Raw genomic sequence first — 23,857 nt, 5'->3', positions numbered from 1 at the left:
GTGGCCGCCTCAGTGCTGCGGGAATGAACAATAATAAAGCGTTCGGGGAGGATAGGATGAAACGCCGAGATTTTCTGGCCGGAAGCGCCGCATGTTCACTGGCCGCATGGACGGGCCAAGCGCTGGCGCAGTCGGGCCCGCTGACCAAAATCATCTTTCCCTTTGCGGCCGGCGGCGGCGGCGACGCGCTTTGCCGCTTGCTGGCGCAACACATAGCTCCCTTGCTCGATCGCAACATCATCGTCGAAAACCGCACCGGCGGTGACGGCCTGATCGGCATCAAGGCGGTCAAGGGGGCCAATCCCGATGGCGCGACTATCCTCGTGACCACGGGGCCGACCATGTATCTGCTGCCGATGGTCGAGACGACGCCGAGTTTCGATTCGGCCAAGGACTTCGTTCCGGTCTCGCAACTCGTGCGCTTTGAGTTTTGTGTCTTCGCCGGCCCGGCTGTCCCGGCCGCCGATGTCAAGGACTTCACGCAACTGGTTGCCTGGCTGAAAGCCAATCCGGACAAGGCGACGTTCGGCGTGCCCAGCAACGGCACCATTCCGCATTTCACGGGATCGCGGCTCGAGCAGGCGCTGGGCGTCAAGCTGACGCGCGTTGCCTATCGCGGCAGCGCGCCCATCATCAACGACCTCGTCGGCGGTCATCTGCCGTTCGCCATTTCGACGTTGACCGACGCCATTCCGCAGCATCGTGCGGGCAACATCCGGATTCTCGCGGTGGGCAGTGCGGCCCGTTCGCCGTTCCTGCCCGATGCCCCGACACTGAAGGAAAGCGGCATCGATCTGGTGGCGGACGCCTGGTACGGCATGTGGCTGCCGGCCGGCGCTTCGCCCGACTTCGCGAAGAAGCTGAGCGAAGCGGTCGCCACAGCGCTCGCCAAGCCCGAAGTAAAGGAAAAGCTTTCGGCGATCGGCCTGATCCCGGTCGGCTCGACGCCTGAAGGCCTGACGAGGGAGCTCGCCGCCAACACCGCATTCTGGCAGCCGATCGTCAAGGCGACGGGATACAAGATCACGAACTGAGGATCTTGAACCTCATCCTGAGGAGCCGCCAACGGGTCCGCGCGTAGCGCGGCCCGATGACAGGCTCCGCGGCGTCTCGAAGGATGAAGGCCCGTCTGTGGCCTCATGGTTCGCCCGGCGATGCGCAGCATCGTCCGGAGACGCGCTGCGCGCTCCTCACCATGAGGGTCTCTGCTCTCACACCTAGGACTTCATCCCAACTTTCTCGCGTCGCGGAGCAGGGCAATCGGCCTGCATCCTGCCGCGATGCTTCGCGCGTCGATGACGTATGGCGCGCTCCACCGTTGCGATCAAAGAGGCGACCCAATAATCAAGGATCCAGCCGGCTTGGCCAAGTTCTCGATTGCTTTGTTTCGCTCGTAATGCCTGCGTCATGACCAGGTACCCTTGCCGCCGGCGAGCAAGTGCTCTCGGCCGCTCAAGAAGTTTACAGCCCGTTCGCCCACGTCTTATCGCCGCGCTTCGAGAACGATGTTGAAGGGCGTCTCGGCTGCGATCCGCACGCGGCCAAATCCGGCTTCGCGCAGAACCGCTTCCAACCGTGCCGGCCCGGCCTGTCCGCCGAGGGCGAGCCCGACCTCCTGTGCCAGCGAAACCGGCGTACAGATCATGGTGGAGCCGGCATAATAGAGCCGGCCGACTGGATTGATATTGTCCTCCAACCGGTCTCCTGCACGTGGCTCCACCGCCATGAATGTGCCGTCGGGGGCCAGAGCCTCCAGAATCCGGCCCGCCGCGCCGACGGGATCGCCAAGGTCGTGCAGCGCGTCGAAACAACAGATCAGGTCGAAATTGCCGCCCACAAAATTCTTGGCTGTGGCGACATCAAATTCCGTCCTGGCTGCTACGCCGTCGCGTTTCGCGGCGTCGCGGGCGCAGGCGATCGAATCTTCGTGGTTGTCGACCCCGAAAAATCTGGATCTTTCGAAGGCCTTCGTCATCAGAATGGTGGAGATGCCATGGCCGCAGCCGATATCGGCGACCCGCGCACCGTTATTGAGCTTTTCGATCACACCGTCCAATGCGGGAAGCCATTCCTGCACCAGATGGGCTTTGTAGCTCACGCCGAAGAAGCGTGACATTCCGCTGAACAGACAGCTGCATCGTTCGTGATAGCCGGCGGCGCCGCCGTTGCGGAAAGCCTTGCTCACCTTGGGTTGGTCAAGCATCACCGCTTGGCAAACCTCGAACGAGCCCAGCATGTAGACCGGACTTTCCGGATTTCCGAAGACCATGGCCTGCTCGGGATTCATGGCAAAGCGCTTGGTCGTGGCGTCATAGTCCAGATAACCGGCGGCGGCGTGGGCGCTGAGCCATTCGCGCACGAGGCGCTCGACCGTTCCGGTACGGCGCGCCAGTTCTTGCGGCGTCACCGGTCCTGACTCGGCAAGCGCGGCATAGAACCCAAGTTCGTCGCCGATGCGCACCAGCGGCGCAATCATGGCGGCGCCGAGATCGTCCAATATCCGTGTAACAAATCCTTCCAGCTTCTGCTGATCTAATTCTCTAACTATCATGTTCATTGCTGCCTCCTTTGGCGCGATGGGACATAGGTCCTCGCGAGGGTGCGGCAAATGACCGGACTGCCGGATGACTTGACTGAGCGTCTAAATCCTTCCTATTTTTTGCCTTTCGTCCGAGAAGCATGATCGAGCGTCCGACTGGAGCTTGGACTATGGGCGCGGATGCTCTGTCCGATGTGCTGCGCGCCGTACGGCTCAGTAGCGCGATGTTCTTCCATCTGGACGTCCGCGCACCCTGGGTGGCCGAGGCGCCGACATCGGCTGCCTGCGCTTCAGCCGTTTTGCCGGGGGCTCAGCACGTCATCGAGTATCACGTGGTGATCGATGGCTGCTGCTGGGGCGGGCTGATCGATGCACCATCCGTACGGCTCGAGGCGGGCGATATCATCGCCTTTCCGCAGGGCTCAGCACATGTCCTTTCCAGCGCTCCGGGCATGCGGTCGATCCCTGATCTGAGCGTCTACGGTCAGGCGAGGGCCGGTCGGCTTCCTCTCATGATGCGCCTGGGTGAGAACGGACCCGCCGACGCGCGCATCCTGTGCGGATTTCTCGGCTGCGACACGCGTCCTTTCAATCCGCTGGTGGAAGCACTGCCCGCGGTCCTGCACTTGCGGGGAAGTTCATATCGCGAGAATTCGGGCCTTGCCTATCTGATCAGTGCTGCAAGGGCCGAATCGGAACGGCGCCGGACGGGCGGCGAGGGCGTGCTGGCCCGGCTGGGCGAACTGCTCTTTGTCGAAGCAATCAGATGCCATATCGAAGCACTAGGCCCCGAACAGACCGGGTGGCTTGCCGGCTTGGCCGATCGACACGTCGGTCAGGCGCTGAACCTCTTGCATGGCGAACCGGCGGCGGATTGGACATTGGATGAGCTCGCGAAAGCGGTGGGGCTGTCGCGGTCGACGCTCGCGCAGCGCTTCACTCATCTCATTGGTCAGCCGCCGATGCAGTACCTGACGCGCTGGCGCATGCAACTCGCTGCCGGTCTGCTGGCTTCCGGGCGCGACCCGATCGCACGCGTCGCAGTGGCGGTTGGTTACGATTCCGAGGCTGCCTTCAATCGAGCGTTTCGCAGGACGGTAGGGACGCCACCGGCCGCCTGGCGACAGGCGCATATTTCGCCGGAGTAAGGCGCCAGCCAGCATGCGCTCCTTATGGTTCCATCCCGATCTTCGCTCTGACAGCGGAGTTTGGGCCGTTAGCCTCATTCTCGTCGGAGCGATTATGCTGATGCTCAGCGTCGCGGGGGGTAGAGCGCGTACTCACGAAAAGGTCATGACTGCTTGGCTGAGCGGCAACACCTGCGGGAAAAATTATCCCAACGCGTGGCGGTTCCCGAGACCCGTGTACCCCTGTTAGTCGCCTGAATTACTGCATGATTCAACGTTGGGAGCGCCTTCGCGCGCTCGATGGCTGTGAAACGTTCCGCGTCCGCGCTTTGACTTGATGATGATTCCCAAGTTTAACTACCATTACGTCTCGGATGGGAATTGGGCATCGAAGCAGGTGTGCCGGATTTTTGGTTGCCGCCTAGCCGCGTCTGCCGACAGCAGGGGGATAGCACCGCATGGGTTCATATTTTCGGCGGCAGCTTGCGGATTACGTCGAGTACCATCGTGACCCCTGGAATTGCGCGATGCATGTCTTCGGCATCGCGTTCTTGTTCCTGGCTGCTGTTCTTCCGCTCAGCCTGTGGTCCGTCACCGTATTCGGGTTCCAGACCAGCGCGGCGACCATCGCCGTCGTACCGGTGCTCATCTACTGGTTCCTGCTCGACTTCGCGCTCGGAGCCGCGATCCTTGGGGCCGCAATCGTCTTGCTCTCAGTCGCTGCCGTGATCGTTAGTCATGCGACGACTGCTGGCATGTGGTCACTTACGGCGATCCTGATTGTCGTTGGGGTCGCATCACAGATTGTCGGGCACCGCGTGTTCGAGCGACAGCAGCCGGCGCTGGTCGACAACCCGACCCACCTGTTGCTCGGACCAATGTTTGTCATGGCGAAGCTGTTTATCGCGCTGGGCTTTCGGCGCGATCTCGCCATCATTATCCAACAGCATCCGCAAGGTGCTGCATCTTGATCTCAAACAGTTCAGCTTGAGTCCATCGGCAGCATGACGCGCATACTGGTCACAGGCGGCAGTGGGTTCATCGGAAAGCACCTCGTCTGCGCGCTGATAGCGCGAGGCCGGCAGGTGAGGGTTCTCGATCTTCAGCCGCCGCCCCACGCTTTGCCGCAGGTTCAGTATGTCAGGGGGTCGGTGCTTGATCGAGACCTGGTGAACCGGGCGATGGACGGCGTCGATGAGGTCTATCATCTGGCTGGCCTGCCCGGGATGTGGCTGCCGCGGAAAGCTGATTTTTACACTGTCAATTACGGTGGCACCGAAATCGTCATTGAGACGGCGCGAAAGCGCGGCATAAAGCGCTTCCTGCACTGCTCGACAGAATCCATTCTGTTCCGTGCCTCGCCATCGATGGTTCCTGTCGCTGATGATGCGTTCTTGCCGGACGACATGCCGGGTCCATATACGCGCTCGAAAATGCTCGCCGACCGGTTCGCCATGCAGGCGGCCGCATCGGGATACCCGGTGGTGATCGGCTGTCCCACCATGCCGGTCGGGCCTTACGATCACAACGTTACGCCGCCGACGGCGATGCTCCGGTATTTTCTCAGCCGGCGCCTTCAATTGCATCTTGATTTTGTCGCGAACCTCGTCGATGTGCGCGACGCCGCCGAAGGGCTGATCCTTGCCATGGAGCGCGGACGCGCTGGACATCGCTACGTTCTCGGCGGCGAAAGCATGGGGCTGAGAGAGGTTCTCGAACTCATGGCTGATATCAGCGGACGTCGCATCCGGTGCATTAACGTGAACGGCAAGGTCGCCGAAATGGTCACTGCGACGCTTGAGTTCATTGCCGATCACGTGACGCGCCGGCCCCCGTCCGGTACGGCCGAAGGCGTTCGTATCGCTTTGCGAGCAGGGGCCTTGTCGATCGAAAAAGCGCAACGAGAGCTGGGCTATGCGCCAGGCCCCATCGAACCTGTGTTACGGGAAACCATTGCGCATCTGCTTGATGCCGGCCACAATCAACCTGAATGGGGTCCAACGCCGAGTGCTCACCCTCGACCGTTTCACGTCGAGCGACGGCTTGGCGGCTGATCCAAGCGATTGAGGCGGTCCGCGACATGCTGAACGATCCTGGTCAATGGTTGGCTTTCGCCTTGAGTGGCTGGACCACTACCTGGCCCACACAGTTGCTCGCCATCATCTGGATTTTGTGGGTTATCAGTTGGGTGGTGGCGTCGTTCTGGTCCGGTCAAACCAAGAAACACGTGATGACCTGGGACTCGCTCAAATACCGCTTGCCGATTCTCGCAGGGGCCGTTCTTTTCCTGCCATTGACTGGCAAGGTCTTGGGAGAAAAGCCGCTCTGGCAATTTAGCAGTCTTGGCATCTACGTGCTGGCGTGTCTTGTCCTTGCAGGGATCTCGTTCACATGGTGGGCGAGAATTCATCTCGGACGTTTCTGGTCGAACGCGATCACGCACAAGGAAGGCCATCAGGTCATCGACACCGGCCCGTACGGGCTTGTGCGCCACCCGATCTATACGGGGCTTATCGCGGGGATGCTGGTGACGGGTATTGCGGTCGGCACGGTGACCGCGATGCTGGGTGCGGTGCTGATCTCGGTCGGGATGGGGTTGAAGGCCCGCATGGAGGAGGGCTTCCTCACGGAAGAACTCGGTGCGGATGCCTATGGATCGTATTGCCGTCGCGTTCCGATGCTGATTCCGTTCCTGCGGCCTAACTGACGCTGCAGTACATTTTGCGCGCTATCGTTTGGGTTTCGGCGCCGCCGATGTCGCGGCAGGTGGAGCAAGACGGCGCGGAACCAGGACGCGTTGGCCAACTGGCAGCGGTGCACTCTCGGAATACTGATTGGCCTGGGTAAGCGACCACAGCGGTACACCGTTAAGTGCCGCCAGCCTCTGCAAGGTATCGCCCGAACGGGCGAGTTGCTGCGTGCCGCTGTCCCACAGCTCAATCGGGGCGTCGGAAGGAACGACGTAGCGCAGCGGCGCCGCCTCTCCTTTGGCTGGCGTCATCGCAAGTTGCGCAACTGCCGTCACCACTTGGTCGTGGATGGAATCCTGCTTCTCGATGTTGATGTGGGTGATTTCCCCGTGCTCCTTCAAATCGAAGCTCGCGTAATGACCCTGGTAACCTTGCTCGGCCACCACATCGCCGCCGCCCAATATGCTGTCGGACAGAAAAATATTGATGTAACGCTCGACGTTCAGCGGCACTTTCGGGCTTGCTTGGGCCGGATCAATGGTGACCACTAGGCTAACCTGGATGTTTTCGGACTTCAGAATCCCGGCAAACGTCAATGCACAAAGTCCGCCCATCGAATGACCGATCAGGACGATCGGAGCGGGATCGTTACGGAAATCGCGGATGGCCTGATCCGCGATCAGCCGGCAAATGGTGAACTCGTAGACGTCAGCCCGGATGCCGGCTTCTTCGAGGCGCTTGGTCAGGCGGTCCATCCCGCGCGAAAAGATCGGACCGAGCGCGCCCCGGAACAGGTAGACGCGCGCCTGCGGCTGGGTCGCGGTTGGCGGCGCGTCGGGAGCGATTGTCGCGGTAGCATTGGTCGAGCGGGCGACCGGCCCGGCGAGTGCCAGATTGCAAATGGCCGAAAATATGCAGACGGAAAGGGCCGCACGGATCACCACGGCCGCAACCTGCGTCGGACTGCTCATGCGCTTTCCGTCCGTGATTCCAGTTGTAAAGGCGCGCCGGAGCATGAATGCCGGCATGCGACGCCACCTTGCGCTTCTTGCGGATGATCTATCGTCGAGGAATTGGCAGAATTGCGGCGCTCGTCAGTTCGATGATAGCCGCCTGCGCGAGCGAACCGAACTACTAGCGTACCGCTGCGGTGCTTGCCGAGCCGGGTCCTGCTGCGCTTGCCGCTCGAGGCTGCCGCGGTTTCTGTGTCCCCGAAGCTGGTGCAGATCGGCCGAAGACGACGGCGTCGATCTCGCTTATCACCTTCTGTTGCATGATCTGGTTCTTTTCGATGGACATGTGCCCGACGCCAGGCACGCCCTGCACATTCACATTCTCGAGCTTGCCCTGGAATTGTCCGGTTTTCGCGACCGGCGTGCCGGCGCCGTTGGCGATGTAAAAGTTTATATAACGTCCCACGCGCCCCGAGAGGCTGGTGCGAAACACCGAATCCAGGCCGATTGCCAGCTTCACGGGAGCGCCAAGCTGATCCAGCTTGGCGACCATATCGGGCAGCGCAGTCGCGCCCGAGGAATGCCCGACCAGAATGATCGTCTTGATCCTGCCGCTCTTGTATCCGGCGGCGGCTTCGTCGGCGAGCGACGACCAAGAGGCGAAGTTCGCGACAGTGACCGGGATGCCCTGCGCACGCAGCTTTACCGCGATATCATCGAGCCCCAGAGAAAAAATATTGAGCACGCCGCGGAGCAGATAGACATGAGCAGTTGAAGCCGCCGACGGGGAATTCGGCGCTGCCAGCGCGGAACCTGCGCCGATAGGCAGGAGCAACAAGACCGCGATCGCGATCGTTTGCAGTCGGCGCCACGATGCCCGCCGGAAAAAGGATGGCCAGCCGACAAATCCGATGTCGCCGCGATATGGCTTCATGGCTCTCCTCGAAGGGCTGCAAAGTGTTTCGCCGGGCGACCGTAGCGCCCGCATGCTCGAAACTGCAATAAACGCGGCGTGAGCAGCCGCAATTTACCAACACGACGTGGCTCCGCCGCAACACCAATCATGCGTGCAGGGCGCGGCACTTACGGTTTCATCCCGATCTTCTCCCTGATCGCACCGAGTTCCGCCTCGTCCCAGACGCCGATCAGCACGCCGTTCTTCACTTGCAATTGCTGGGCGGCATAGGCGGCGATCTTCGCATTCGGCGTGGTGATGTGCATTTTCGGATGCAGCGCCCAGTCGAACAACTCCGATTGCAGCCGCGCTACCACCTCGGCGCAGGCAGGATCGGCGCCGCGATCGTCAAACTCCTGCGGATCGGCTTCGAGGTCGTAGAGCATCGGCCGGAAGCCGGATGCGTGGATGAATTTCCAGCGGCCGTCGAACACCATGAACAGGCGGCAGCGCTCGATCGGCTGGTTCAGCATCACGCGAACGTCCTGCATGGCGTAGTCGTATTCGGAAAACACTACCTTGCGCCAGTCGGCGGGCCGTTCGCCATGCAGCAGCGGCTTTAGCGAGCGTCCCTCCAGAATGTGATCCGGCGGCGTGGCGCCGAAATAGTCGATGAAGGTCGGCGCCAGGTCAATCGCCTCGACCAGCGCGTCGCTGACGGTGCCGCGCGTGCCGTCTGCGGCAGACGAGGGATCGATCACGATCAACGGGATTTTGGCCGACTGCTCGTGGAACAGATCCTTCTCACCCATCCAGTGATCGCCGAGATAGTCGCCATGGTCGGACGTGAACACGATCATGGTGCTGTCGAGCAGGCCGCGCGCTTCGAGAAATTGCATCAACACGCCCATCTGGTCGTCGATCTGCTTGATCAGGCCCATATAGGTCGGAATGACTTTCTCGCGCGCTTCGTTGCGCGACATGTTCCGGGAATAGCGCATGTCCATATAGGCGGCGAACACCGGATGGGCGTTGGCGCGTTCCTCCTGCGAGCGGATCACTGGCTGCACGTCCTGCGGCCCGTACATGCTGGCGTAGGGCTCCGGCGCGATGTAGGGCCAGTGCGGCTTGATGTAGGACAGATGCAGGCACCATGGTCTTCCGTCGTCCTCGGCTTCCGCGATGAACTCCATCGCGCGCCGCGTCATGTAGGGCGTCTCGGAATGCTCGTCGGGCACGCGGGCGGCCTTGTCGGCGTGAACCAATAGCCAGCCGTTCTGCAGGCTACCGTCCTCGGCAGCGCCGGAATTGGCCCAATGCTCCCAGGGATTGGGCGCGTCATAGCCATGCTGGCGCAGATAATTGTCGTAGGCCGGCCGCGGCCGTCCCGTCGGATGCAGGCCGTCGTCGCGCTCATAAGGCTCGAACCCGCATTCGGATACGTGCACGCCGATGATCGAGTCGGCAGGGATGCCGAGGCTCTTCAGTCCCTCGAGATCCGGCGCCATATGCGTCTTGCCGACCAGCACGTTGCGCACGCCGATCTTCTTCAAGTGATCGCCGAGCGTAGGCTCCCCAACGCGCAGCGGCCAGCCGTTCCAGTGCGAGCCGTGCGAGCGCATGTAGCGGCCGGTATAGAACGACATCCGCGACGGGCCGCAGATCGGCGACTGCACATAGGCGTTAGAGAACAGCACGCCGCGCCTCGCCATCGCGTCGATGTTCGGCGTCTTCAGCACGGGGTGTCCGGTGCAGCCGAGATAGTCGTAGCGAAGCTGGTCGCACATGATCCAGAGCACATTCTTCACAGGCGTTTTGGTTGTCATTTCAGGCATTTCGGCTGGAGTCAGGAGGAAGTGGGAGAAGGCGGGATCGTGCGATATTGCCGCGCAAATGACAATCGAGCGGGCCACCGGTCCCGGGGTGGCCTTCCGATCCCCAGGGTCGGCCTTGCGATCCCCGGGGTCGGCCTTGCGATCCCCAGCGGCGTTAACGTTTGGATAGCGCCATTTCTCGCAATTGAGCGGCGATCCAGCCTTGCGCGTTAGCCTTACCGGCAGTTTGGCCGGCCGCCTTAACACACGGACCGGCGCGTTGGATTAAATTGGGACTCCAGGAAAACGGGATCCCAAGCGATGCGCGTTGCCGCGACACTGGCAATTTTGGCGGCGATGACGTCGGCGGCCTTTGCCGGCGGCGGCTTCGAGATCGTGATTCCGGGCCGTCCCGGCGTACCCATCATCATTAACGGCGTCGATGCATCCTATGCGGTGGTCGAGGGCGATTGGGGTTTGGGCAAGGGCACCCATGTCGAGCCGACCATTTACGGCGGCCGCTATATCGATCCGGTTCCGCGTGTCGGTCATTACTATCCGAGCGCCGGCCGCATGCCCGGTTACGGGCGCCTGGAAATCGAGCCGCCGGCGAACCGAAGATTGCCGCAGCCGGCCGAGAGCTATCATCAGTCCTGGTCGGCGCAATCGGCGCCGCTGCCGGCGCAGTCCAACGTGCCGGTCGATCCACCCGAGATCATTTACGCGCCGCAGGATTACAGGCGAGGGCCGCACAACCTTCCACGCTAAGACCTAGAGAAAATACGAACAGGAGAGAGTAATGCGTCAGATACTTAAAGGATTGGTCGCGGCAGTCGCCGTCATGGCCGCTGCACCCGCGATGGCGTGCGGTTACACCGCCTGCGCAGCGCCGGTCTATGTCGCGCCGGTCGCTTATGGCTATGCGGGCTGCAACCCCTGCGGCGGCTGGGTCCGAGAGCGTCTGCCCGATCCGGAGCAGCAGTATTATTACGTCAACCAGGGCCCGACCTATACCGGTCCCGGCAACTGGGCGCCGCGTCCGGTCTATCGCGAAGGCGCGATCTCCGACTACGGCTATGGCTATAACCGTTCGTACGGCTATCACCGGCACGGTTACCGTTACACGGGCCGTTATTACCACGGTCGGCCCGTACTGCGCCGCTACTACTGATCTGTCGCCATCAGTGAACGATTTCAGCGCCCGTTTGCGTGCCGCGAGCGGGCGCTCTTCATTTCATCAAGCCAAGCCTGACAGCGCCGATATAGAGCGCCAGCACCGCGGCGTTCGACACGTTCAGGCTCTTGATCTCGCCGGGCATGTCGAGCCGCGCCACCACGCTACAGGTCTCGCGGGTCAGTTGCCGCAACCCCTTGCCCTCGGCGCCCAGCACGAGCGCCAATGGCTGCTGCAAGGTCACCGCGCCGAGATCCTCCGTCCCCTCGCTATCGAGCCCGACGGTCATGAAGCCGCGGTCGTTCAGTTCGGTGAGCGCGCGGGCGAGATTCTGTACAGTCACCAGCGGCACCAGTTCCAGCGCGCCGGACGCGGATTTTGCCAGCACGCCGGTGGCCTCTGGGCTGTGGCGGGCGGTAGTGACGATCGCCTTGACCGCAAACGCGGCTGCCGAGCGCATGATCGCGCCGACATTGTGCGGGTCGGTGATCTGGTCGAGCACCAGCACGATGCCTTCCTGCGGCAGCGTATCGATATCGGGCGAGGGCAGGGGATCGACCTCCGCCAACACGCCCTGATGCACGGCGTCGGGGCCGAGCCGCTGGTCGATTACGTTCGGTCGGACGATTTCCGGGGGAACGCGGGTCTCGATATTCTCGTCCGCCAGCCGCCGGGCGGCGTTTTCGGTCAGAAACAGCTTTCGGATTCCCCGTTCCGGGTTGGCGAGGGCCGCCGAAACCGTGTGCCAGCCATAAAGAATCATCGGCCCGTCAGGGCTCGCGTCCCGGTCCCGGCGGCCCGGCGGACGCGCGAATTTCCGCCCTTTTTCGAAGGGTTTGCCGCCGCCGCGGCGGAACGGCGGTTTTCGGTCGCGATCGCTCATGGGGAGCTTGTGTCACGGAGGCATGAATATGGCAATTTGCCCCATGGAAGCGCGTTTTGGTGGGCCGCATTGGTTGACTTTGCCATCCCCCTTCGCCCATAAACGCGCCGGCCGCAGCCGGTTCGACCGCGCTTTCGGCCTCAGCGTCATCCATGGTCCGGTCCTCCGCCACTCGGGCGGTCGGTTCCTGACGCTGGCGGACGGGGAAGTGTCCCGAGTGGCAAAGGGAGCTGACTGTAAATCAGCCGCCGTATGGCTTCGAAGGTTCGAGTCCTTCCTTCCCCACCAGCCTTCGCTCGCTCCGCGAGCTACGGCTCGGCAAGCCCCATCGTAGCGAAGGCTGCCGCGCCGAAGCCCAACGGGCGTAGGCGGGCTGTATCTGCGATCCAAGGCCAGCCAAGCCATCCACCTTTGAACTCTCACGCCAGCCGCCCGCTCAAACGCGCACGACCTACTTCTGGGCGTTGGCGAAAGCCGTTTCGAGCACTTCGCCAATCGGCTGCCAGGTGCGGCCGTCGAATTGAATGAGTCGCAGGTGTTTGATCGGCCGAAAATTCCCGGGTCCGGTGCTGATCTTGATCCCAGGTAGCAGCATCGAGCTTTGGTAGTCTTTGAGGGCCGCGGCCTGTTTCATGACGTTCTCGCGAGACAGGTCGTCGCCGCATTGTTTGAGCACTTGGGCCAATGTCTCGGCGGCGGCGTAGCCGAAGACGGCGGCATTGTCGTCCTTGCCTCCGGCCCGATTGTATTTCTCAACAAATGCCTGCCAGTCCTTGCTGGCTTGTTCGTCCTTCCAGGCCGGATCATTCGCATCCTTCAGGAAGGCGGCCGTAATAGCGCTCAAGGCGTTGTCCGCGGGCTGCGCCGTCGCGATCGATGAAGCCATATGGTTCAAGATGAACACCGGGTGCCAATTGAGATCCGCCGCTATTCGGACGGCTTTCGCTGCGTTTGCAGGCACCCCTGCAAAGACAAAAATTTCAGCTCCTGATCGCTTCAAGATCGATATGTGCGTGTCCAGATGCTGATCTGCGATATCGTAGGCGATATCGACCCTGATCATCCGGGCAACGTCGCCGAGCCCGTCTTCCAACCCCTTGAACAGTTCTCGACCGAAATGATCGTTCTGCCAGAGAGCAACGATCCTTTTTCCGGGGTAGAACGCCTGTATGTAGTTGGCGTAGATGCGTCCCTCTTCCCGAATGGAGGGCTGCCAGCCCATCGTCCACGGAAACAACGATGGATCGCTCAGATGATCGTCTCCGGAGGCGACAAAGAGCTGCGGAATTTGTTTTTCATTCATGTATGCGCGAACGGCAAAATTCCCCGGCGTTCCGAACGACCCGAACATCAGGAGGACGTCGTCTTTCTCGATGAGATCGCGCGTGAGGCTTAGAGCCGTCGATGGATCGGATTTGTCATCATATGAGATAAAGCGCACTTTGCGGCCGTTGATCCCGCCGCGCTCGTTGATCATCTCGAAATACGCCGCTTCGGCTTTTCCAATCGCTCCGAAGACCTGCAAGCTGCCGCTATAGGGCATAACGTTCCCGATGCGAATTTCGGTATCGGTCACGCCTGGGTCGCGCACTCGCTCGGTGATCGCGCTCAATGATGTAAGCGCCAAGAAAAACGCCAGGACAAGGGCAATCAGCGTTCGGACCCTGGTTTGCATCGGATGAACTCCGTTACAAGAATGCAGCCAGATTTCGAGACCCCAGATTTCGAGACCTACGGGAGGCGCGTAGCCTGTTCCAGATCAAGCGCCGAGAGATTGGCGGCAACGTGATCGTCATTTTCTTTGATAAAAATGGATGAGCCTATGTCCTCGACCGGCTCATACCGAAAACAGGCAAGTTCCCGCAAAACGTGATGCGACAAGCGTACGCCATCGATCGGTTGTGTCAACGAGATCGCTCTTGTTCCCCTGGAGGCAACCAAGCCACTCCCATGAACTCTCCCGCGCCCCGCCGCGAGCAGGCGGCGAGGAGAGCGTATCGTCGGCTCGAAGCCTCAGCCCTGACCGCCTTCCTGAGCGGTTTCCGGCAACGCTTCGCCAGGCAGATAAAGCCTGATCGGGCGGATCTCGTAGACGGCGGACGGATTGACGCGGCGCAGGTCGCGCGCGACATCGAGCGCGGCGTCCGCGTTGTCGCAGTTCACCACATACAATCCCAATAGCTGCTCCTTGGTCTCGGCAAACGGCCCGTCGATGACCATGCCGGCGCCCGGTCCGCGCAGGGTGCGGGCTTCCGCGGTCGCGCCGAGCCGCGCCGCCGGTCCGAGCAGTTTCTTCGCGTTAAGCCGGTCGTGCACCGCCAAGAGGTTGGTCATCAGTGCCGCATCCTCTTCCGGCTTCCAGGACATCACCTCGGCTTCGACGTGATAGGCGAGAATGGCATAGAGCATCGGATTCTCCTTGATGGGCTGGCCGGACTGGCTGCCCCTTAAAGGACGATTCGGTCCGGATCATCCCGACATATCGACCGCGACGAAACATTCCGGAAACACGATATATCGCCTTGCCCTTGAACGCGGCCCGGCAGGCTCTCGACTGATGAGCAGAACGCGAGCCAACGTGCCATTCAAGGAGACGGTCATGCGACGCCAGCCAGCCACGATCATCTGCGATGCCACGAAGTGGCGCGCACCGTCGCAGGCAGGCGATTGGCACGACGTCACCGGCCACCACCGCTACTACGGCAGTTCCGCCATGAACGGTGGCGAGCGTATTGTCGAAGTCCGCCGCGGCCGGCGCCCTCGCTTCGTCAATCTCTGCGGATTTTGATCGCACACCGAGGCTGCCGGCACATGACCGTGATCAGCCACAGGCAGCCAACCATAAAGCCGGCAAACAAAAGGCGCGGCGGGATGGCTCCCGTCGCGCCCCAATTGTTGTGCTCGCTGGTCCAGGGCTGAGAGCGCCCCGATGCCAGGCTATAAATAGAGCCTAGCGGGCGATCCCAGCGAGGTGACAGCGCTTGGTATAAGACACTGGATCACCTCCTTTCATTGTTGATGGAAACATCAATATAGGCGGCGAATCAGCCCCTGTTAAGGGCCCGGACCGGTTCATGTGCTGCCACAGGATGTTCTGATCGGGCCATCAGCGGCGGGTTGAGGCCGCCTGCACGGCGTGTTAGTTCAACGCCAGCGCGGGTGTAGCTCAATGGTAGAGCAGCAGCCTTCCAAGCTGAATACGAGGGTTCGATTCCCTTCACCCGCTCCATCGTTCAAAATTTATTCAAGATTTTCCTGATATCGTGTCGCAATGTGATACGCCGCAGGCACCTGCGGTTGCGCACACGAACACGTTCCGATTGCAAGGCGACGCGTAAACGTCGATTTCGTGCATTTCTGAGGGCGAAAATACGCGCTTGCTAACCATGCCTTACGGAACGCCTGGACTTGCCACAAAATCAATCCGATTGAGACACAATGTCGGCGAGTAGGGTTGAAACGGTGCCCGCTCGCATCACGCGCATTTAGTAAATTGCACAGTTATGGGCTCACAGGGGGGCTGCAATGCGGGCTAAGATCGATCCTCGTTGGCGTATGGAGCAATTGTTCCGGTCTCGGGCCGGAACGACCATGCGCCGGCTTTTCACCGCGCCTCGACGCAGCGCTGTGACGGCGCTGGTGCTGGCTGCGATGGCCGGCTCGGCGATCAGCGATCAGGTATACGCGGCGCCTCCGGGCAGCAACGAAATCCGGATTGGCAACACCGCTCCCTATACCGGTCCGGCCTCCGCCTATGGCGTCATCGCCAAGGTCATCGCGGCCTATCTGGACAAGGTCAACGCCGAAGGTGGGATCAACGGCCGCAAGGTCAATATGATCACCTATGACGACGCCTACGAGCCCACCAAAACCATGGAGATGACCCGCAAGCTTGTCGAGGAGGACCAGGTTCTCTTCACCTTGGGGACCATCGGTACGAACACAAACGCGACGATCCAGCCCTATTTGAACTCAAAAAAAGTCCCGCAGCTTTTTGCCTTGTCGGGCGCGGCAGCCTGGGACCAGCCGCGCGATTTTCCGTGGACCATGGGCTTCCTGCCGACCTACACGGCTGAAGCTCAAATCTTTGCGCAGTATATCCTGGAGAACCATCCCCGCAGCAGGATCGCCGTCCTCTATCAGGAGGACGGGATGGGCAAGGAATACCTGAAGGGCCTGAAGGACGGCCTGGGCGGCAAGATTGCGATCGTGGCCGAGGCCCCGTACAAGGTGACGGACACCAATATCGACGCCCAGATGGCCAAGCTGAAGGCCTCGGGCGCCGACGTCTTCATCGAGTTCACCACGCCGAAATTCGCGATCATGGCGATCCGGCGAAGCGCCGAACTCGGCTGGAGGCCGAACCATTTCGTCGCGTCGATCGCCAACTCCTACTCGGCCGTGATTCAGCCGGCGGGCGCGCAAAATGCGGAAGGCATTTTGTCGGCGGCATACCGCCTGGAGGGCGAAGACTCGGCGGCAGCCGGCGATGCGGCGTTCCGCGAATGGAGCGCCTTCATGCAGCGCTATGTGCCGAGCGTGAGCAAGACCAACGGCCAGGCCGTTCTCGGCTATCTCGTCAGCAAGACACTGCACGAGGTCCTGAAGAACTGCGGCGACGACCTCTCACGTGAAAACATCATGAAGCAGGCCCGCTCGATCAAGGGTATCCAGCTTCCCATGATGGTGCAGGGCATCTTGCTCAACACCAGTGCCGCTGATCATGCGCCGATCGAGCAGATGCGGATGATGCGCTTCACGAACGGCCAATGGCAGCATTTCGGCCCGGTACGAAGCGGCATCGATCCGGGCGCCGTCAGCGATTCCTTCAAGACGATCTTCAAGTACGGCACCGCCACCAAGCGCGATCTGGCCAACCAGCTCAACGCCAATACCGTGAGCCTGATGACGGGCTCGTTCGGCTCCACCTATGCCCAGGTCGGCGCGGATCTCGCTTCCGTGCTCGACAGCGGGACCAATTTGCGGATCTTGCCCGTGATGGGCCGCGGGTCTGTTCAGGCGGTGGCCGACATTCTGCTCTTGAGGGGCGTGGACGCCGGCATCGTGCGCAAGGACACGCTGTCCTATCTCGACCGCAAGGACTTCGCCAAGGACATCCGCAACCAGTTTGTCTACGTGGCCAAGATGTTCAATGAAGAGATGCACGTCCTGGCGCCGAGGACGATCACCAGCATGAGGGAGCTCGACGGCAAGACCGTGGTGGTCGATTTGCCCGACAGCTCCACCTTCGTGACCGCGATTAACGTGTTCGACCGGCTCGGGATCAGGCCGCACCTGATCTATCAGGAGCCGCGGCTGGCGGTGGACATGCTGCGCAAGGGCGAAATCGACGCCATCGTGGCGATTGAAGGCAAGCCGTTGCAATGGCTGAACCAGGTCAACGATCGCAACCTGCATCTGGTCCCGGTCGACTACGCCAAGCCTCTCCAGGAGGAATATCTGCCTTCCAAGCTTTCGTCGGCGGACTACCCGGGCCTCGTGGCGGAGGGCGGCTCGGTCGAGACGATTTCGGCTGAGGCGGTGCTGGCGTCGTATAATTGGGCGCCGAACAGCGACCGCTACCGCCGGCTGGCGCTCCTGGTGGACACCATGTTCGACAAGGTCGCGCAGTTGCAACGTCCGCCGTTCCATCCGAAGTGGAAGGAAATGGCGTTGCGGGCGACGGTGTCGGGGTGGACGCGCTTCAAGGCGGCACAGGAGTGGCTCGACCGCAACATGCCGCCGCCTCCGGGCTCGGCCGTATCGGCAGCATCGGGCGCCGTTCTGCCTGCCGCCGCCCCGGTGGCCGCGCCCGCCGCTACCGCGTTCTCCCCGCAGGAGCGCGATCCGCTGTACCGCGAATTCCTGGAGTGGCGCGCCAGCCGCGCCAAGGCCGGCCCCCGGCAGTGACGGCAACCACGGTTTGACGATAGGACGGCCCGCTTCGGCGGGCCGTTGCTTTTTCGGCAAATGCCGGGGCCGTTCCGATTGGCGGAACGCACCATCCGCTTCACTTCGAGACCTCCGGCCTGTTCGCGGCGCCTTGCATCAGTGGGGCGGCGGACGGATGGCGTCATGCCGGTAATGCAGGGCTCAGCCACATAAAATAGTGTATCGGCAAGCTTCGCAGCGGCAGGCGCGGCGACCGCGCCACAGAATCAAGATTTCGGAGGAAGTTTCATGTCGGCTCTGCCACTTTCGGGCATCAAGATTCTCGACCTGACGCGGGTGCTCGCGGGCCCGCTGTCGGCGCAGATGCTCGCCGACCTAGGCGCCGAGGTGATCAAGATCGAACGTCCCGGCGGCGGCGACGACGCCCGCGCCTTCGGCCCGCCTTACCTGAAGGACCCCGAGGGCAAGAACAACAACAACAACTCGTTCTACCTCTGCGCCAACCGCAACAAGAAATCCGTCACCGTCAATATCGCGACGGCGGAAGGGCAGGACATTGTCCGCGAGCTCGCCAAAAGCTGCGACGTGATGATGGAGAACTACAAGGTCGGCGATCTCAAGCGTTACCGGCTGGATTACGAATCGATCAGGGACATCAACCCCGGCATCATCTACTGCTCGGTGACCGGCTTCGGCCAGACCGGGCCTTACGCGCCGCGCGCCGGTTATGATGCAATCCTGCAGGCGATGGGCGGCTTGATGAGCGTCACCGGCCACATCGACGGTGAACCGGGCGCGGGGCCGATGAAGGTCGGCCCCTCCATCGTCGACTACATGACCGGCATGAACTCTTCGATCGGCATTCTGGCCGCGCTCTATCACCGCAAGGCCAATGGTGGCGAGGGGCAGCATGTCGACGTCTGCCTGTTCGACACCGTGATCGCCGCGCTGTCGCATTACGCGCAGATCTTTCTTGTCAACGGCCAGACCCCGCCGCGGCGCGGTACCTGGGGCAATGGCGGCATGCCGGCCGGCGTGTTCCGCTGCACCGACGGTGAACTGATGCTGGTGGTCGGCAATGACGGCCAGTTTCAGCGCACCTGCGCCGTGCTCGGCGCGCCGGAGCTCGCGACCGATCCGCGCTTCGTCAAGAACAACGACCGCGTCGTTCACGGCAAGGAGATCATGGCGATCTTCGCCGGGCTGTTCTTGAAGAAGCCCGTCGCTTATTGGCTGGAAGAGTTGGAGAAGGCCGGCGTCCCCTCCGGTCCGATCAACGATTTCTCGCAGGTGTTCAACGATCCGCATGTCAAATCGCGCGGCATGCAGGTCAAGGTCGACCACCCCTTGGAGCATGACCTTTCGCTGATCCGCAATGCCATCACGTTCTCCGGCACCCCGGTAAAGGACTATCGCGCGCCACCGCTGCTCGGTGCGGATACCAAGGATGTGCTGGCGACGATCGGCTACGACGATGCCAAGGTCGAAGCGTTGAAGGCGCAGAAGATCGTCTGATCTCGACATGCTCCCTCCGTCATTCCGGGGCGCGCCACTTGGCGCGAGCTATGATGTGCAATTGCACATCTGAGAATCCATTGGGCCGCATCTTCCGCGGTGAGATAGATTCCGGGCTCTCGCTTCGCGAGCCCCGGAATGACAACTGGGTCGACGTCGGATTAGTGCGGTGACGTAGGCGCCTTCCAGTTCAGCGCAAGCCCTGACGGTTTATCAGGATCCGATGGATCTGGATGAACGCGGGCAGCTCGATCAGAAACTCTGGATCGCGATCGAGATGGTGCACCTTGGTCGGCTCACCCTTGGTGAAGGCGGTCATCGACTGAAGGTCGCTCCAATAGGAGATGGTCGTGAACCAGCTCTCTTGTTCACGGTCTTCCCGAAATAGCTGAACGCCGAGCGCCGTCTTCTCCAGCGGCGGGATTCCTTCCGCTTTGATATAGGCTTCATAGCTGTCAGCATTTTCAGGTCGCGTACGGCCGCGCCAGATGCGGGCAATCGTCGGCTCGGTCGGCATCGATTCCTCCGTTCTGTGTGTTCCTCGACCAGAGTGTCGTCTTGTGTTGCAGCACTTTTGCAAGGCCTGACCCACAACGGCATTGCCGGCCCGCGCGTTCCGCGGCGAAGATCCGAAGATGGAAGCGCTGTTGTGACGAGGTCCTCGTCGAACGATCTCATGCTGTCTTTGCGAAGTAGAAATTGGCGCGCGCTCGCCGCGCCTCGGATGATTGGAACTCCGAAGGTCGCTCCATCGAGCATGACCATTATCCCATAAATGGTCACGATTGGGTCAACGACTGATCACACTCGGCCAATAGCAGCAAATCAGATCGATCGCGAATGGTCCTTCAGCACATCGTCATCAGTCATCACCCTGCGAGGACATCGTCATGGCGCAGCCGAGTACCTATGAGCAGTATTTGCTTGAACTGATCAATGTCGAGCGTGCCAAGGTGGGCGCTCAGCCGCTCGCCTTCGATGGAGATCTCAACGAGGCCAGTGAAGGCCACAGCCAATGGATGATCGGAACAGACACGTTCTCGCATACAGGCTCAGGCGGATCGAGCGCGGGTCAGCGCATGGCTGCCGCGGGCTATGCGTTTAGCGGTTCCTGGAGCTGGGGTGAGAACATCGCGTGGGCAACGACGCGATCGCCCGCCGGGCTGCAGGACGAGGTGCTGCTGCTGCACACGAACCTGATGAATTCGTCGGGTCATCGGGCCAACATCCTCAATGACAATTATCGCGAAGTCGGGCTTGGCTTCGAGACAGGCGATTACGGCGGCCGCGACAGCGCGTTCATTACCGAAGACTTCGCGCGGTCCGGCTCGGGCGTGTTCCTCACCGGCGTAGCGTTCGACGACAAGGATGGCGACCGCTTCTACGATGTGGGCGAGGAGCTCGGCGGTCTGACGCTAACCGCCGTGAGCAGCACCGGCGCAACCTACACCACGACCACATACGGCTCCGGCGGCTATGATCTCGTGCTGCCGCCGGCGACCTACACGGTCACGTTCTCAGGGGCGGGCATTCAAAGCACCACCATGCAGACGACGATCGGCAGCAAGAATGTCAAGCTCGACCTGATCGATCCCGCCACAAGCGGCGGCTCCCAGCCGCCGCCGTCCGAACCACCTCCGCCTTCGTCGAACGTGATCGCCGGGACGGCATCAAGCGAGACCCTCAATGGTACGGCCGGCGCCGATACGATCCAGGGCCTCGGCGGCGACGACCGGCTCTACGGGCAGAATGGCAATGACCGGCTCGAGGGCGGCTCCGGGAGAGACTACCTGTACGGCAGCACGGGAGACGACACACTGCTCGGCGGCGACGGAAACGATCGTCTCTATGGCGGAGCCGGCCGCGATGTCCTGACTGGCGGCGCGAACCAGGACAGCTTCGTCTTCGATACGAGTCTCGGTGCTTCGAACATCGACAAGATCACGGACTTCTCGGCCGTGGACGACACGGTCCGGCTGGACAACGCGGTATTCACGGCGTTTGGATGGAACGGCACGATGTCCTCTTCGGCGTTCCATATCGGTGCGGCCGCCCATGATTCGACCGACCGGATTATCTACAACAGCGATACCGGCGCTCTTAGCTACGATCCGGACGGGACAGGCTCGGCGGCCGCAGTCCAGTTCGCGGAGCTCTCGACCAAGCTGGCGCTCACCAATCAGGATTTCCTGATCGTCTGATCGGGAACGCCCGGAAAACGGACTATCTGCGCATGGCGCTCGATGTCCGCTTCGGCTCGATGTTCTGCACGACCGGAGCGACCGACTGTGCGAACAGTTTCGCCACCGGACTGAGCGAGCGATCCTTCAGCGCGATCAGGCCGATCGCGCCGTTTGTGGTTGGCAACCGCACGTCGACCGCGGTCAGTTGCGGATGTTCGTTCGGCGTCGTCAACATCGCTCGGGGATGAATGCCGAGGAAATTGCCGTTGCCCACCAGCACGCTCAGCGAATACGTGCACGACGTCGTCACCGTCGCACGGGGAAAGGCCAGGCCTTGCGCTTCGAATGCGCTGCGCATGATTCCGGTGAGGAAGCCTGTTGGGGGAGGGAGCACCCACGACTCGCCGACGAGTTCGGCCAGGGACACGTTGCGGCGCCGGGCCCACTTGCTGTGCTTGCTGCAGAGGACCACCAGTTCGTCGCGAAACAACGTCTCGACGCATAGATCATCGTTGCCGGCCATCGACGCGAGCCGGCTGATGACGATCTCCACATCGCGCTGGCGCAACTGGCGGAGCAGCACGTCAGTCGGGCCCACGGTCAGATCAAACCGCATTCGCGGATAGCGCGGCACCAGGTGGTTGAACACGGCCGAGGCGACCGCCGACATCGGTGGGGTCGTGCCGATTCGCAATTCGCCGACCTCGGGGTCGGCGAGCGATGCAATCTCGCTGATGCCGTGCCGCAACTCGTTGAACACGATGGCGCTGCGCGCCAGCAGCGCCCGTCCATAGACCGTCGGTGTGACGCCCTGCGACGAACGCTCGAGCAGCGGCACGCCCACGGCATGCTCCAGCTCTGAAATCGCATAGGAAACGGCGGGCTGGGTTATGGCCAGATGAGCCGCCGCTTTGGCCATGCTGCCGGTTTGGGCCGCAGTCTGAAGCACATGAAGATCGCGAAGCTTGATGCGTCCGTCGAGAGCAGGGCTTCGGTCCATGTAAGCCTCCATCAATGGATTTTATCGCCATATAAGAAAAATAAGACTTCCTTTATGGATCATCAAGGCAGAGGGTCGAGTGGTCAAGATCATAACGACCATCTGCCAACAGCGAGGGCGTCCATGCGCATGATCCGAATTGCATTGGCAATGGTGCTCGGCCTGATGGCGGATCATGCCGGGGCGCAGACGGGCGAATCCCCGATCCGGATTGTACTGCCGTTTCCGGCCGGCGGTGTCGGCGATACGGCTTTGCGGATGATCGCGGAGTCGATGCGCGTGCAGCTCAATCGGACGGTCATCGTCGAGAGCAGGCCTGGCGCGGCGGGACGCCTCGGCATCCAGTCGGTGAAGGGTGCGCCGGCTGACGGTACGGTCCTGCTGTTCACGCCGATCGCGCCGATGGTGCTCTTCCCGCACGTCTACGACAATTTGGCCTATGATCCGGTCCAGGACTTTCAGCCGATCTCGCAGGTTGGGACCTTCGACCTTGGCGTCGCGGTGGGCGCGAACGTGCCCGCCAAGAACCTGCAGGAATTGGTTGACTGGTTGAAGAGTCATCCCGATCAGGCGGCTTATGGAACGCCCGCCGCAGGATCGTTGCCGCACTTCTTTGCGGTGCTCTTTGCGCGCCAAGCCAATCTCGAACTTCGTCACGTCGCCTACAAAGGCAATCCGCAAGCCATCACCGACCTGATCGGTGGTCACCTGCCGCTGTTCTTTACCTCGACGCAGGACCTCGTCGAGGCCCACAAGGCCGGACGTATCCGCGTGCTTGCGACGTCGGGCCGGGCGCGATCACCGGTGCTGCCGGAAGTGCCGACGTTTACCGAAGGCGGCTACGGCATTCGCGGTGAGGGCTGGTATGGCATCTACGCTCCTGCCGCAACACCGGCCGCACTGATCACGCAATTGAACCGGGCCGTGCGTCATGCGGTAGACACTCCAGAGTTCGGCAAGCGCCTGACAGCCTTGGGCGTTCAACCGACCGGCACTTCTGCTGAGGAATTTTCAAGGATTCAGAAATCCGACTCCGAACTATGGGGACCGGTGGTGAAGGCATCCGGCTTCAAGCCTGAATAACTTACGGGCCTAAACGGTTCGCGGGATTCCTAATCGATGCGCACCGCAGCGTAGGGTCGGCAAAGGAGCGTAGCGACGTGCCGACCATCTATCGTCAAGCGCGCATCTT

Annotated in this window: 21 protein-coding genes and 2 tRNA genes; 14 read left to right on the top strand and 9 right to left on the bottom strand. The window is 61.6% G+C overall.

Annotation, left to right across the window (positions count from 1 at the left end):
* The first annotated feature begins 56 nt into the window (after positions 1-56).
* A complete protein-coding gene (locus CP49_RS05095) occupies positions 57-1,034 on the top strand; it encodes a Bug family tripartite tricarboxylate transporter substrate binding protein (RefSeq protein ID WP_057849200.1) in 978 nt (325 codons plus the stop codon).
* A gap of 449 nt (positions 1,035-1,483) precedes the next feature.
* Here CP49_RS05095 and CP49_RS05090 read toward each other — a convergent pair whose 3' ends face one another.
* Complete coding sequence (locus CP49_RS05090) at positions 1,484-2,557, bottom strand: class I SAM-dependent methyltransferase (RefSeq protein WP_082645872.1); 1,074 nt, start codon at positions 2,555-2,557, stop codon at positions 1,484-1,486.
* A gap of 152 nt (positions 2,558-2,709) precedes the next feature.
* Here CP49_RS05090 and CP49_RS05085 point away from each other — a divergent pair, with 152 nt between their 5' ends.
* The 4 genes from CP49_RS05085 (at position 2,710) to CP49_RS05070 (ending at position 6,373) form a co-directional block, all read left to right on the top strand.
* The gene (locus CP49_RS05085; protein ID WP_057849198.1) at positions 2,710-3,687 is read left to right on the top strand and encodes an AraC family transcriptional regulator; all 978 of its coding nucleotides are present in this window, start codon (positions 2,710-2,712) and stop codon (positions 3,685-3,687) included.
* Between the two features lie 437 nt (positions 3,688-4,124).
* On the top strand, positions 4,125-4,637 hold the full coding sequence (locus tag CP49_RS05080) for an Mpo1 family 2-hydroxy fatty acid dioxygenase (protein WP_057849197.1): 513 nt from the start codon (positions 4,125-4,127) through the stop codon (positions 4,635-4,637).
* Between the two features lie 33 nt (positions 4,638-4,670).
* On the top strand, positions 4,671-5,720 hold the full coding sequence (locus CP49_RS05075; protein WP_063791628.1) for an NAD-dependent epimerase/dehydratase family protein: 1,050 nt from the start codon (positions 4,671-4,673) through the stop codon (positions 5,718-5,720).
* A gap of 26 nt (positions 5,721-5,746) precedes the next feature.
* The gene (locus CP49_RS05070; protein WP_057849196.1) at positions 5,747-6,373 is read left to right on the top strand and encodes a methyltransferase family protein; all 627 of its coding nucleotides are present in this window, start codon (positions 5,747-5,749) and stop codon (positions 6,371-6,373) included.
* A gap of 21 nt (positions 6,374-6,394) precedes the next feature.
* Here CP49_RS05070 and CP49_RS05065 read toward each other — a convergent pair whose 3' ends face one another.
* From CP49_RS05065 to CP49_RS05055, 3 genes are all read right to left on the bottom strand, one after another.
* A complete protein-coding gene (locus CP49_RS05065) occupies positions 6,395-7,384 on the bottom strand; it encodes an alpha/beta fold hydrolase (RefSeq protein WP_245310504.1) in 990 nt (329 codons plus the stop codon).
* Positions 7,385-7,490: 106 nt separating this feature from the next.
* A complete protein-coding gene (locus CP49_RS05060) occupies positions 7,491-8,243 on the bottom strand; it encodes a hypothetical protein (protein WP_245310502.1) in 753 nt (250 codons plus the stop codon).
* 149 nt (positions 8,244-8,392) lie between these two features.
* Positions 8,393-10,030, bottom strand: coding sequence for an alkaline phosphatase family protein (locus CP49_RS05055; RefSeq protein ID WP_057849195.1), 1,638 nt, complete (start codon positions 10,028-10,030; stop codon positions 8,393-8,395).
* A gap of 309 nt (positions 10,031-10,339) precedes the next feature.
* Between CP49_RS05055 and CP49_RS05050 the strand changes: the two genes are divergently transcribed.
* Positions 10,340-10,786: a hypothetical protein gene (locus CP49_RS05050; protein ID WP_057849194.1), complete on the top strand. Its 447-nt coding sequence runs from the start codon at positions 10,340-10,342 to the stop codon at positions 10,784-10,786.
* 31 nt (positions 10,787-10,817) lie between these two features.
* The gene (locus tag CP49_RS05045; protein ID WP_063791627.1) at positions 10,818-11,189 is read left to right on the top strand and encodes a hypothetical protein; all 372 of its coding nucleotides are present in this window, start codon (positions 10,818-10,820) and stop codon (positions 11,187-11,189) included.
* Between the two features lie 58 nt (positions 11,190-11,247).
* Here the strand turns inward: CP49_RS05045 and rlmB are convergent, their stop codons facing one another.
* On the bottom strand, positions 11,248-12,075 hold the full coding sequence (gene rlmB / locus CP49_RS05040; RefSeq protein WP_057849193.1) for a 23S rRNA (guanosine(2251)-2'-O)-methyltransferase RlmB: 828 nt from the start codon (positions 12,073-12,075) through the stop codon (positions 11,248-11,250).
* Between the two features lie 202 nt (positions 12,076-12,277).
* Here rlmB and CP49_RS05035 point away from each other — a divergent pair.
* Positions 12,278-12,363: transfer RNA gene (locus CP49_RS05035), tRNA-Tyr, on the top strand.
* Between the two features lie 163 nt (positions 12,364-12,526).
* Here CP49_RS05035 and CP49_RS05030 read toward each other — a convergent pair.
* Both CP49_RS05030 and CP49_RS05025 read right to left on the bottom strand, forming a co-directional pair.
* A complete protein-coding gene (locus CP49_RS05030; protein ID WP_057849192.1) occupies positions 12,527-13,750 on the bottom strand; it encodes an ABC transporter substrate-binding protein in 1,224 nt (407 codons plus the stop codon).
* Positions 13,751-14,088: 338 nt separating this feature from the next.
* Positions 14,089-14,484, bottom strand: coding sequence for a YciI family protein (locus tag CP49_RS05025; protein WP_057849191.1), 396 nt, complete (start codon positions 14,482-14,484; stop codon positions 14,089-14,091).
* A 190-nt stretch (positions 14,485-14,674) separates the two neighbouring features.
* On the opposite strand from CP49_RS05025, the gene CP49_RS05020 reads away from it, so the two are divergent.
* The 4 genes from CP49_RS05020 to CP49_RS05005 all read left to right on the top strand — a co-directional run bounded on the left by CP49_RS05020 (position 14,675) and on the right by CP49_RS05005 (position 19,482).
* The gene (locus CP49_RS05020; RefSeq protein ID WP_057849232.1) at positions 14,675-14,863 is read left to right on the top strand and encodes a hypothetical protein; all 189 of its coding nucleotides are present in this window, start codon (positions 14,675-14,677) and stop codon (positions 14,861-14,863) included.
* A gap of 367 nt (positions 14,864-15,230) precedes the next feature.
* A tRNA-Gly gene (locus CP49_RS05015) sits at positions 15,231-15,304 on the top strand.
* 362 nt (positions 15,305-15,666) lie between these two features.
* The gene (locus tag CP49_RS05010) at positions 15,667-17,985 is read left to right on the top strand and encodes an ABC transporter substrate-binding protein (RefSeq protein WP_057849190.1); all 2,319 of its coding nucleotides are present in this window, start codon (positions 15,667-15,669) and stop codon (positions 17,983-17,985) included.
* A gap of 270 nt (positions 17,986-18,255) precedes the next feature.
* Positions 18,256-19,482 (top strand): CaiB/BaiF CoA transferase family protein, encoded by a 1,227-nt coding sequence (locus CP49_RS05005; protein WP_057849189.1) that lies wholly within the window; start codon positions 18,256-18,258, stop codon positions 19,480-19,482.
* Between the two features lie 190 nt (positions 19,483-19,672).
* Here CP49_RS05005 and CP49_RS05000 read toward each other — a convergent pair whose 3' ends face one another.
* Positions 19,673-19,999 (bottom strand): antibiotic biosynthesis monooxygenase family protein, encoded by a 327-nt coding sequence (locus CP49_RS05000; RefSeq protein ID WP_057849188.1) that lies wholly within the window; start codon positions 19,997-19,999, stop codon positions 19,673-19,675.
* A 373-nt stretch (positions 20,000-20,372) separates the two neighbouring features.
* Here CP49_RS05000 and CP49_RS48560 point away from each other — a divergent pair, with 373 nt between their 5' ends.
* Entirely contained in the window at positions 20,373-21,683 is a 1,311-nt protein-coding gene (locus tag CP49_RS48560) for a CAP domain-containing protein (protein WP_057849187.1), read from the top strand.
* Between the two features lie 22 nt (positions 21,684-21,705).
* On the opposite strand, the gene CP49_RS04990 is transcribed toward CP49_RS48560, so the two are convergent.
* Positions 21,706-22,665, bottom strand: a complete 960-nt coding sequence (locus tag CP49_RS04990; RefSeq protein WP_063791631.1) for a LysR family transcriptional regulator — start codon at positions 22,663-22,665, stop codon at positions 21,706-21,708.
* Between the two features lie 123 nt (positions 22,666-22,788).
* On the opposite strand from CP49_RS04990, the gene CP49_RS04985 reads away from it, so the two are divergent.
* Complete coding sequence (locus CP49_RS04985; protein WP_057849185.1) at positions 22,789-23,748, top strand: Bug family tripartite tricarboxylate transporter substrate binding protein; 960 nt, start codon at positions 22,789-22,791, stop codon at positions 23,746-23,748.
* Positions 23,749-23,857 lie beyond the last annotated feature (109 nt).

It is taken from the genome of Bradyrhizobium valentinum, assembly GCF_001440405.1.
Classification (GTDB): Bacteria; Pseudomonadota; Alphaproteobacteria; order Rhizobiales; family Xanthobacteraceae; genus Bradyrhizobium; species Bradyrhizobium valentinum.
The sequence above is the reverse complement of the archived record's forward strand: the minus strand, read 5'-3'. Positions and strand labels throughout refer to the sequence as shown.

Coding starts and splice junctions, on each gene's coding strand:
- CP49_RS05095 (WP_057849200.1), top strand. CDS start 57: ATGAAACGCCGAGATTTTCTGGCCGGAAGCGCCGCATGTTCACTGGCC.
- CP49_RS05080 (WP_057849197.1), top strand. CDS start 4,125: ATGGGTTCATATTTTCGGCGGCAGCTTGCGGATTACGTCGAGTACCAT.
- CP49_RS05090 (WP_082645872.1), bottom strand. CDS start 2,557: ATGAACATGATAGTTAGAGAATTAGATCAGCAGAAGCTGGAAGGATTT.
- CP49_RS05045 (WP_063791627.1), top strand. CDS start 10,818: ATGCGTCAGATACTTAAAGGATTGGTCGCGGCAGTCGCCGTCATGGCC.
- CP49_RS05075 (WP_063791628.1), top strand. CDS start 4,671: ATGACGCGCATACTGGTCACAGGCGGCAGTGGGTTCATCGGAAAGCAC.
- CP49_RS05060 (WP_245310502.1), bottom strand. CDS start 8,243: ATGAAGCCATATCGCGGCGACATCGGATTTGTCGGCTGGCCATCCTTT.
- CP49_RS05025 (WP_057849191.1), bottom strand. CDS start 14,484: ATGCTCTATGCCATTCTCGCCTATCACGTCGAAGCCGAGGTGATGTCC.
- CP49_RS05085 (WP_057849198.1), top strand. CDS start 2,710: ATGGGCGCGGATGCTCTGTCCGATGTGCTGCGCGCCGTACGGCTCAGT.
- CP49_RS05030 (WP_057849192.1), bottom strand. CDS start 13,750: ATGCAAACCAGGGTCCGAACGCTGATTGCCCTTGTCCTGGCGTTTTTC.
- CP49_RS05010 (WP_057849190.1), top strand. CDS start 15,667: ATGCGCCGGCTTTTCACCGCGCCTCGACGCAGCGCTGTGACGGCGCTG.
- CP49_RS05055 (WP_057849195.1), bottom strand. CDS start 10,030: ATGACAACCAAAACGCCTGTGAAGAATGTGCTCTGGATCATGTGCGAC.
- CP49_RS05005 (WP_057849189.1), top strand. CDS start 18,256: ATGTCGGCTCTGCCACTTTCGGGCATCAAGATTCTCGACCTGACGCGG.
- CP49_RS04985 (WP_057849185.1), top strand. CDS start 22,789: ATGCGCATGATCCGAATTGCATTGGCAATGGTGCTCGGCCTGATGGCG.
- CP49_RS05020 (WP_057849232.1), top strand. CDS start 14,675: ATGCGACGCCAGCCAGCCACGATCATCTGCGATGCCACGAAGTGGCGC.
- rlmB (WP_057849193.1), bottom strand. CDS start 12,075: ATGAGCGATCGCGACCGAAAACCGCCGTTCCGCCGCGGCGGCGGCAAA.
- CP49_RS04990 (WP_063791631.1), bottom strand. CDS start 22,665: ATGGACCGAAGCCCTGCTCTCGACGGACGCATCAAGCTTCGCGATCTT.
- CP49_RS05050 (WP_057849194.1), top strand. CDS start 10,340: ATGCGCGTTGCCGCGACACTGGCAATTTTGGCGGCGATGACGTCGGCG.
- CP49_RS05000 (WP_057849188.1), bottom strand. CDS start 19,999: ATGCCGACCGAGCCGACGATTGCCCGCATCTGGCGCGGCCGTACGCGA.
- CP49_RS05065 (WP_245310504.1), bottom strand. CDS start 7,384: ATGCCGGCATTCATGCTCCGGCGCGCCTTTACAACTGGAATCACGGAC.
- CP49_RS05070 (WP_057849196.1), top strand. CDS start 5,747: ATGCTGAACGATCCTGGTCAATGGTTGGCTTTCGCCTTGAGTGGCTGG.
- CP49_RS48560 (WP_057849187.1), top strand. CDS start 20,373: ATGGCGCAGCCGAGTACCTATGAGCAGTATTTGCTTGAACTGATCAAT.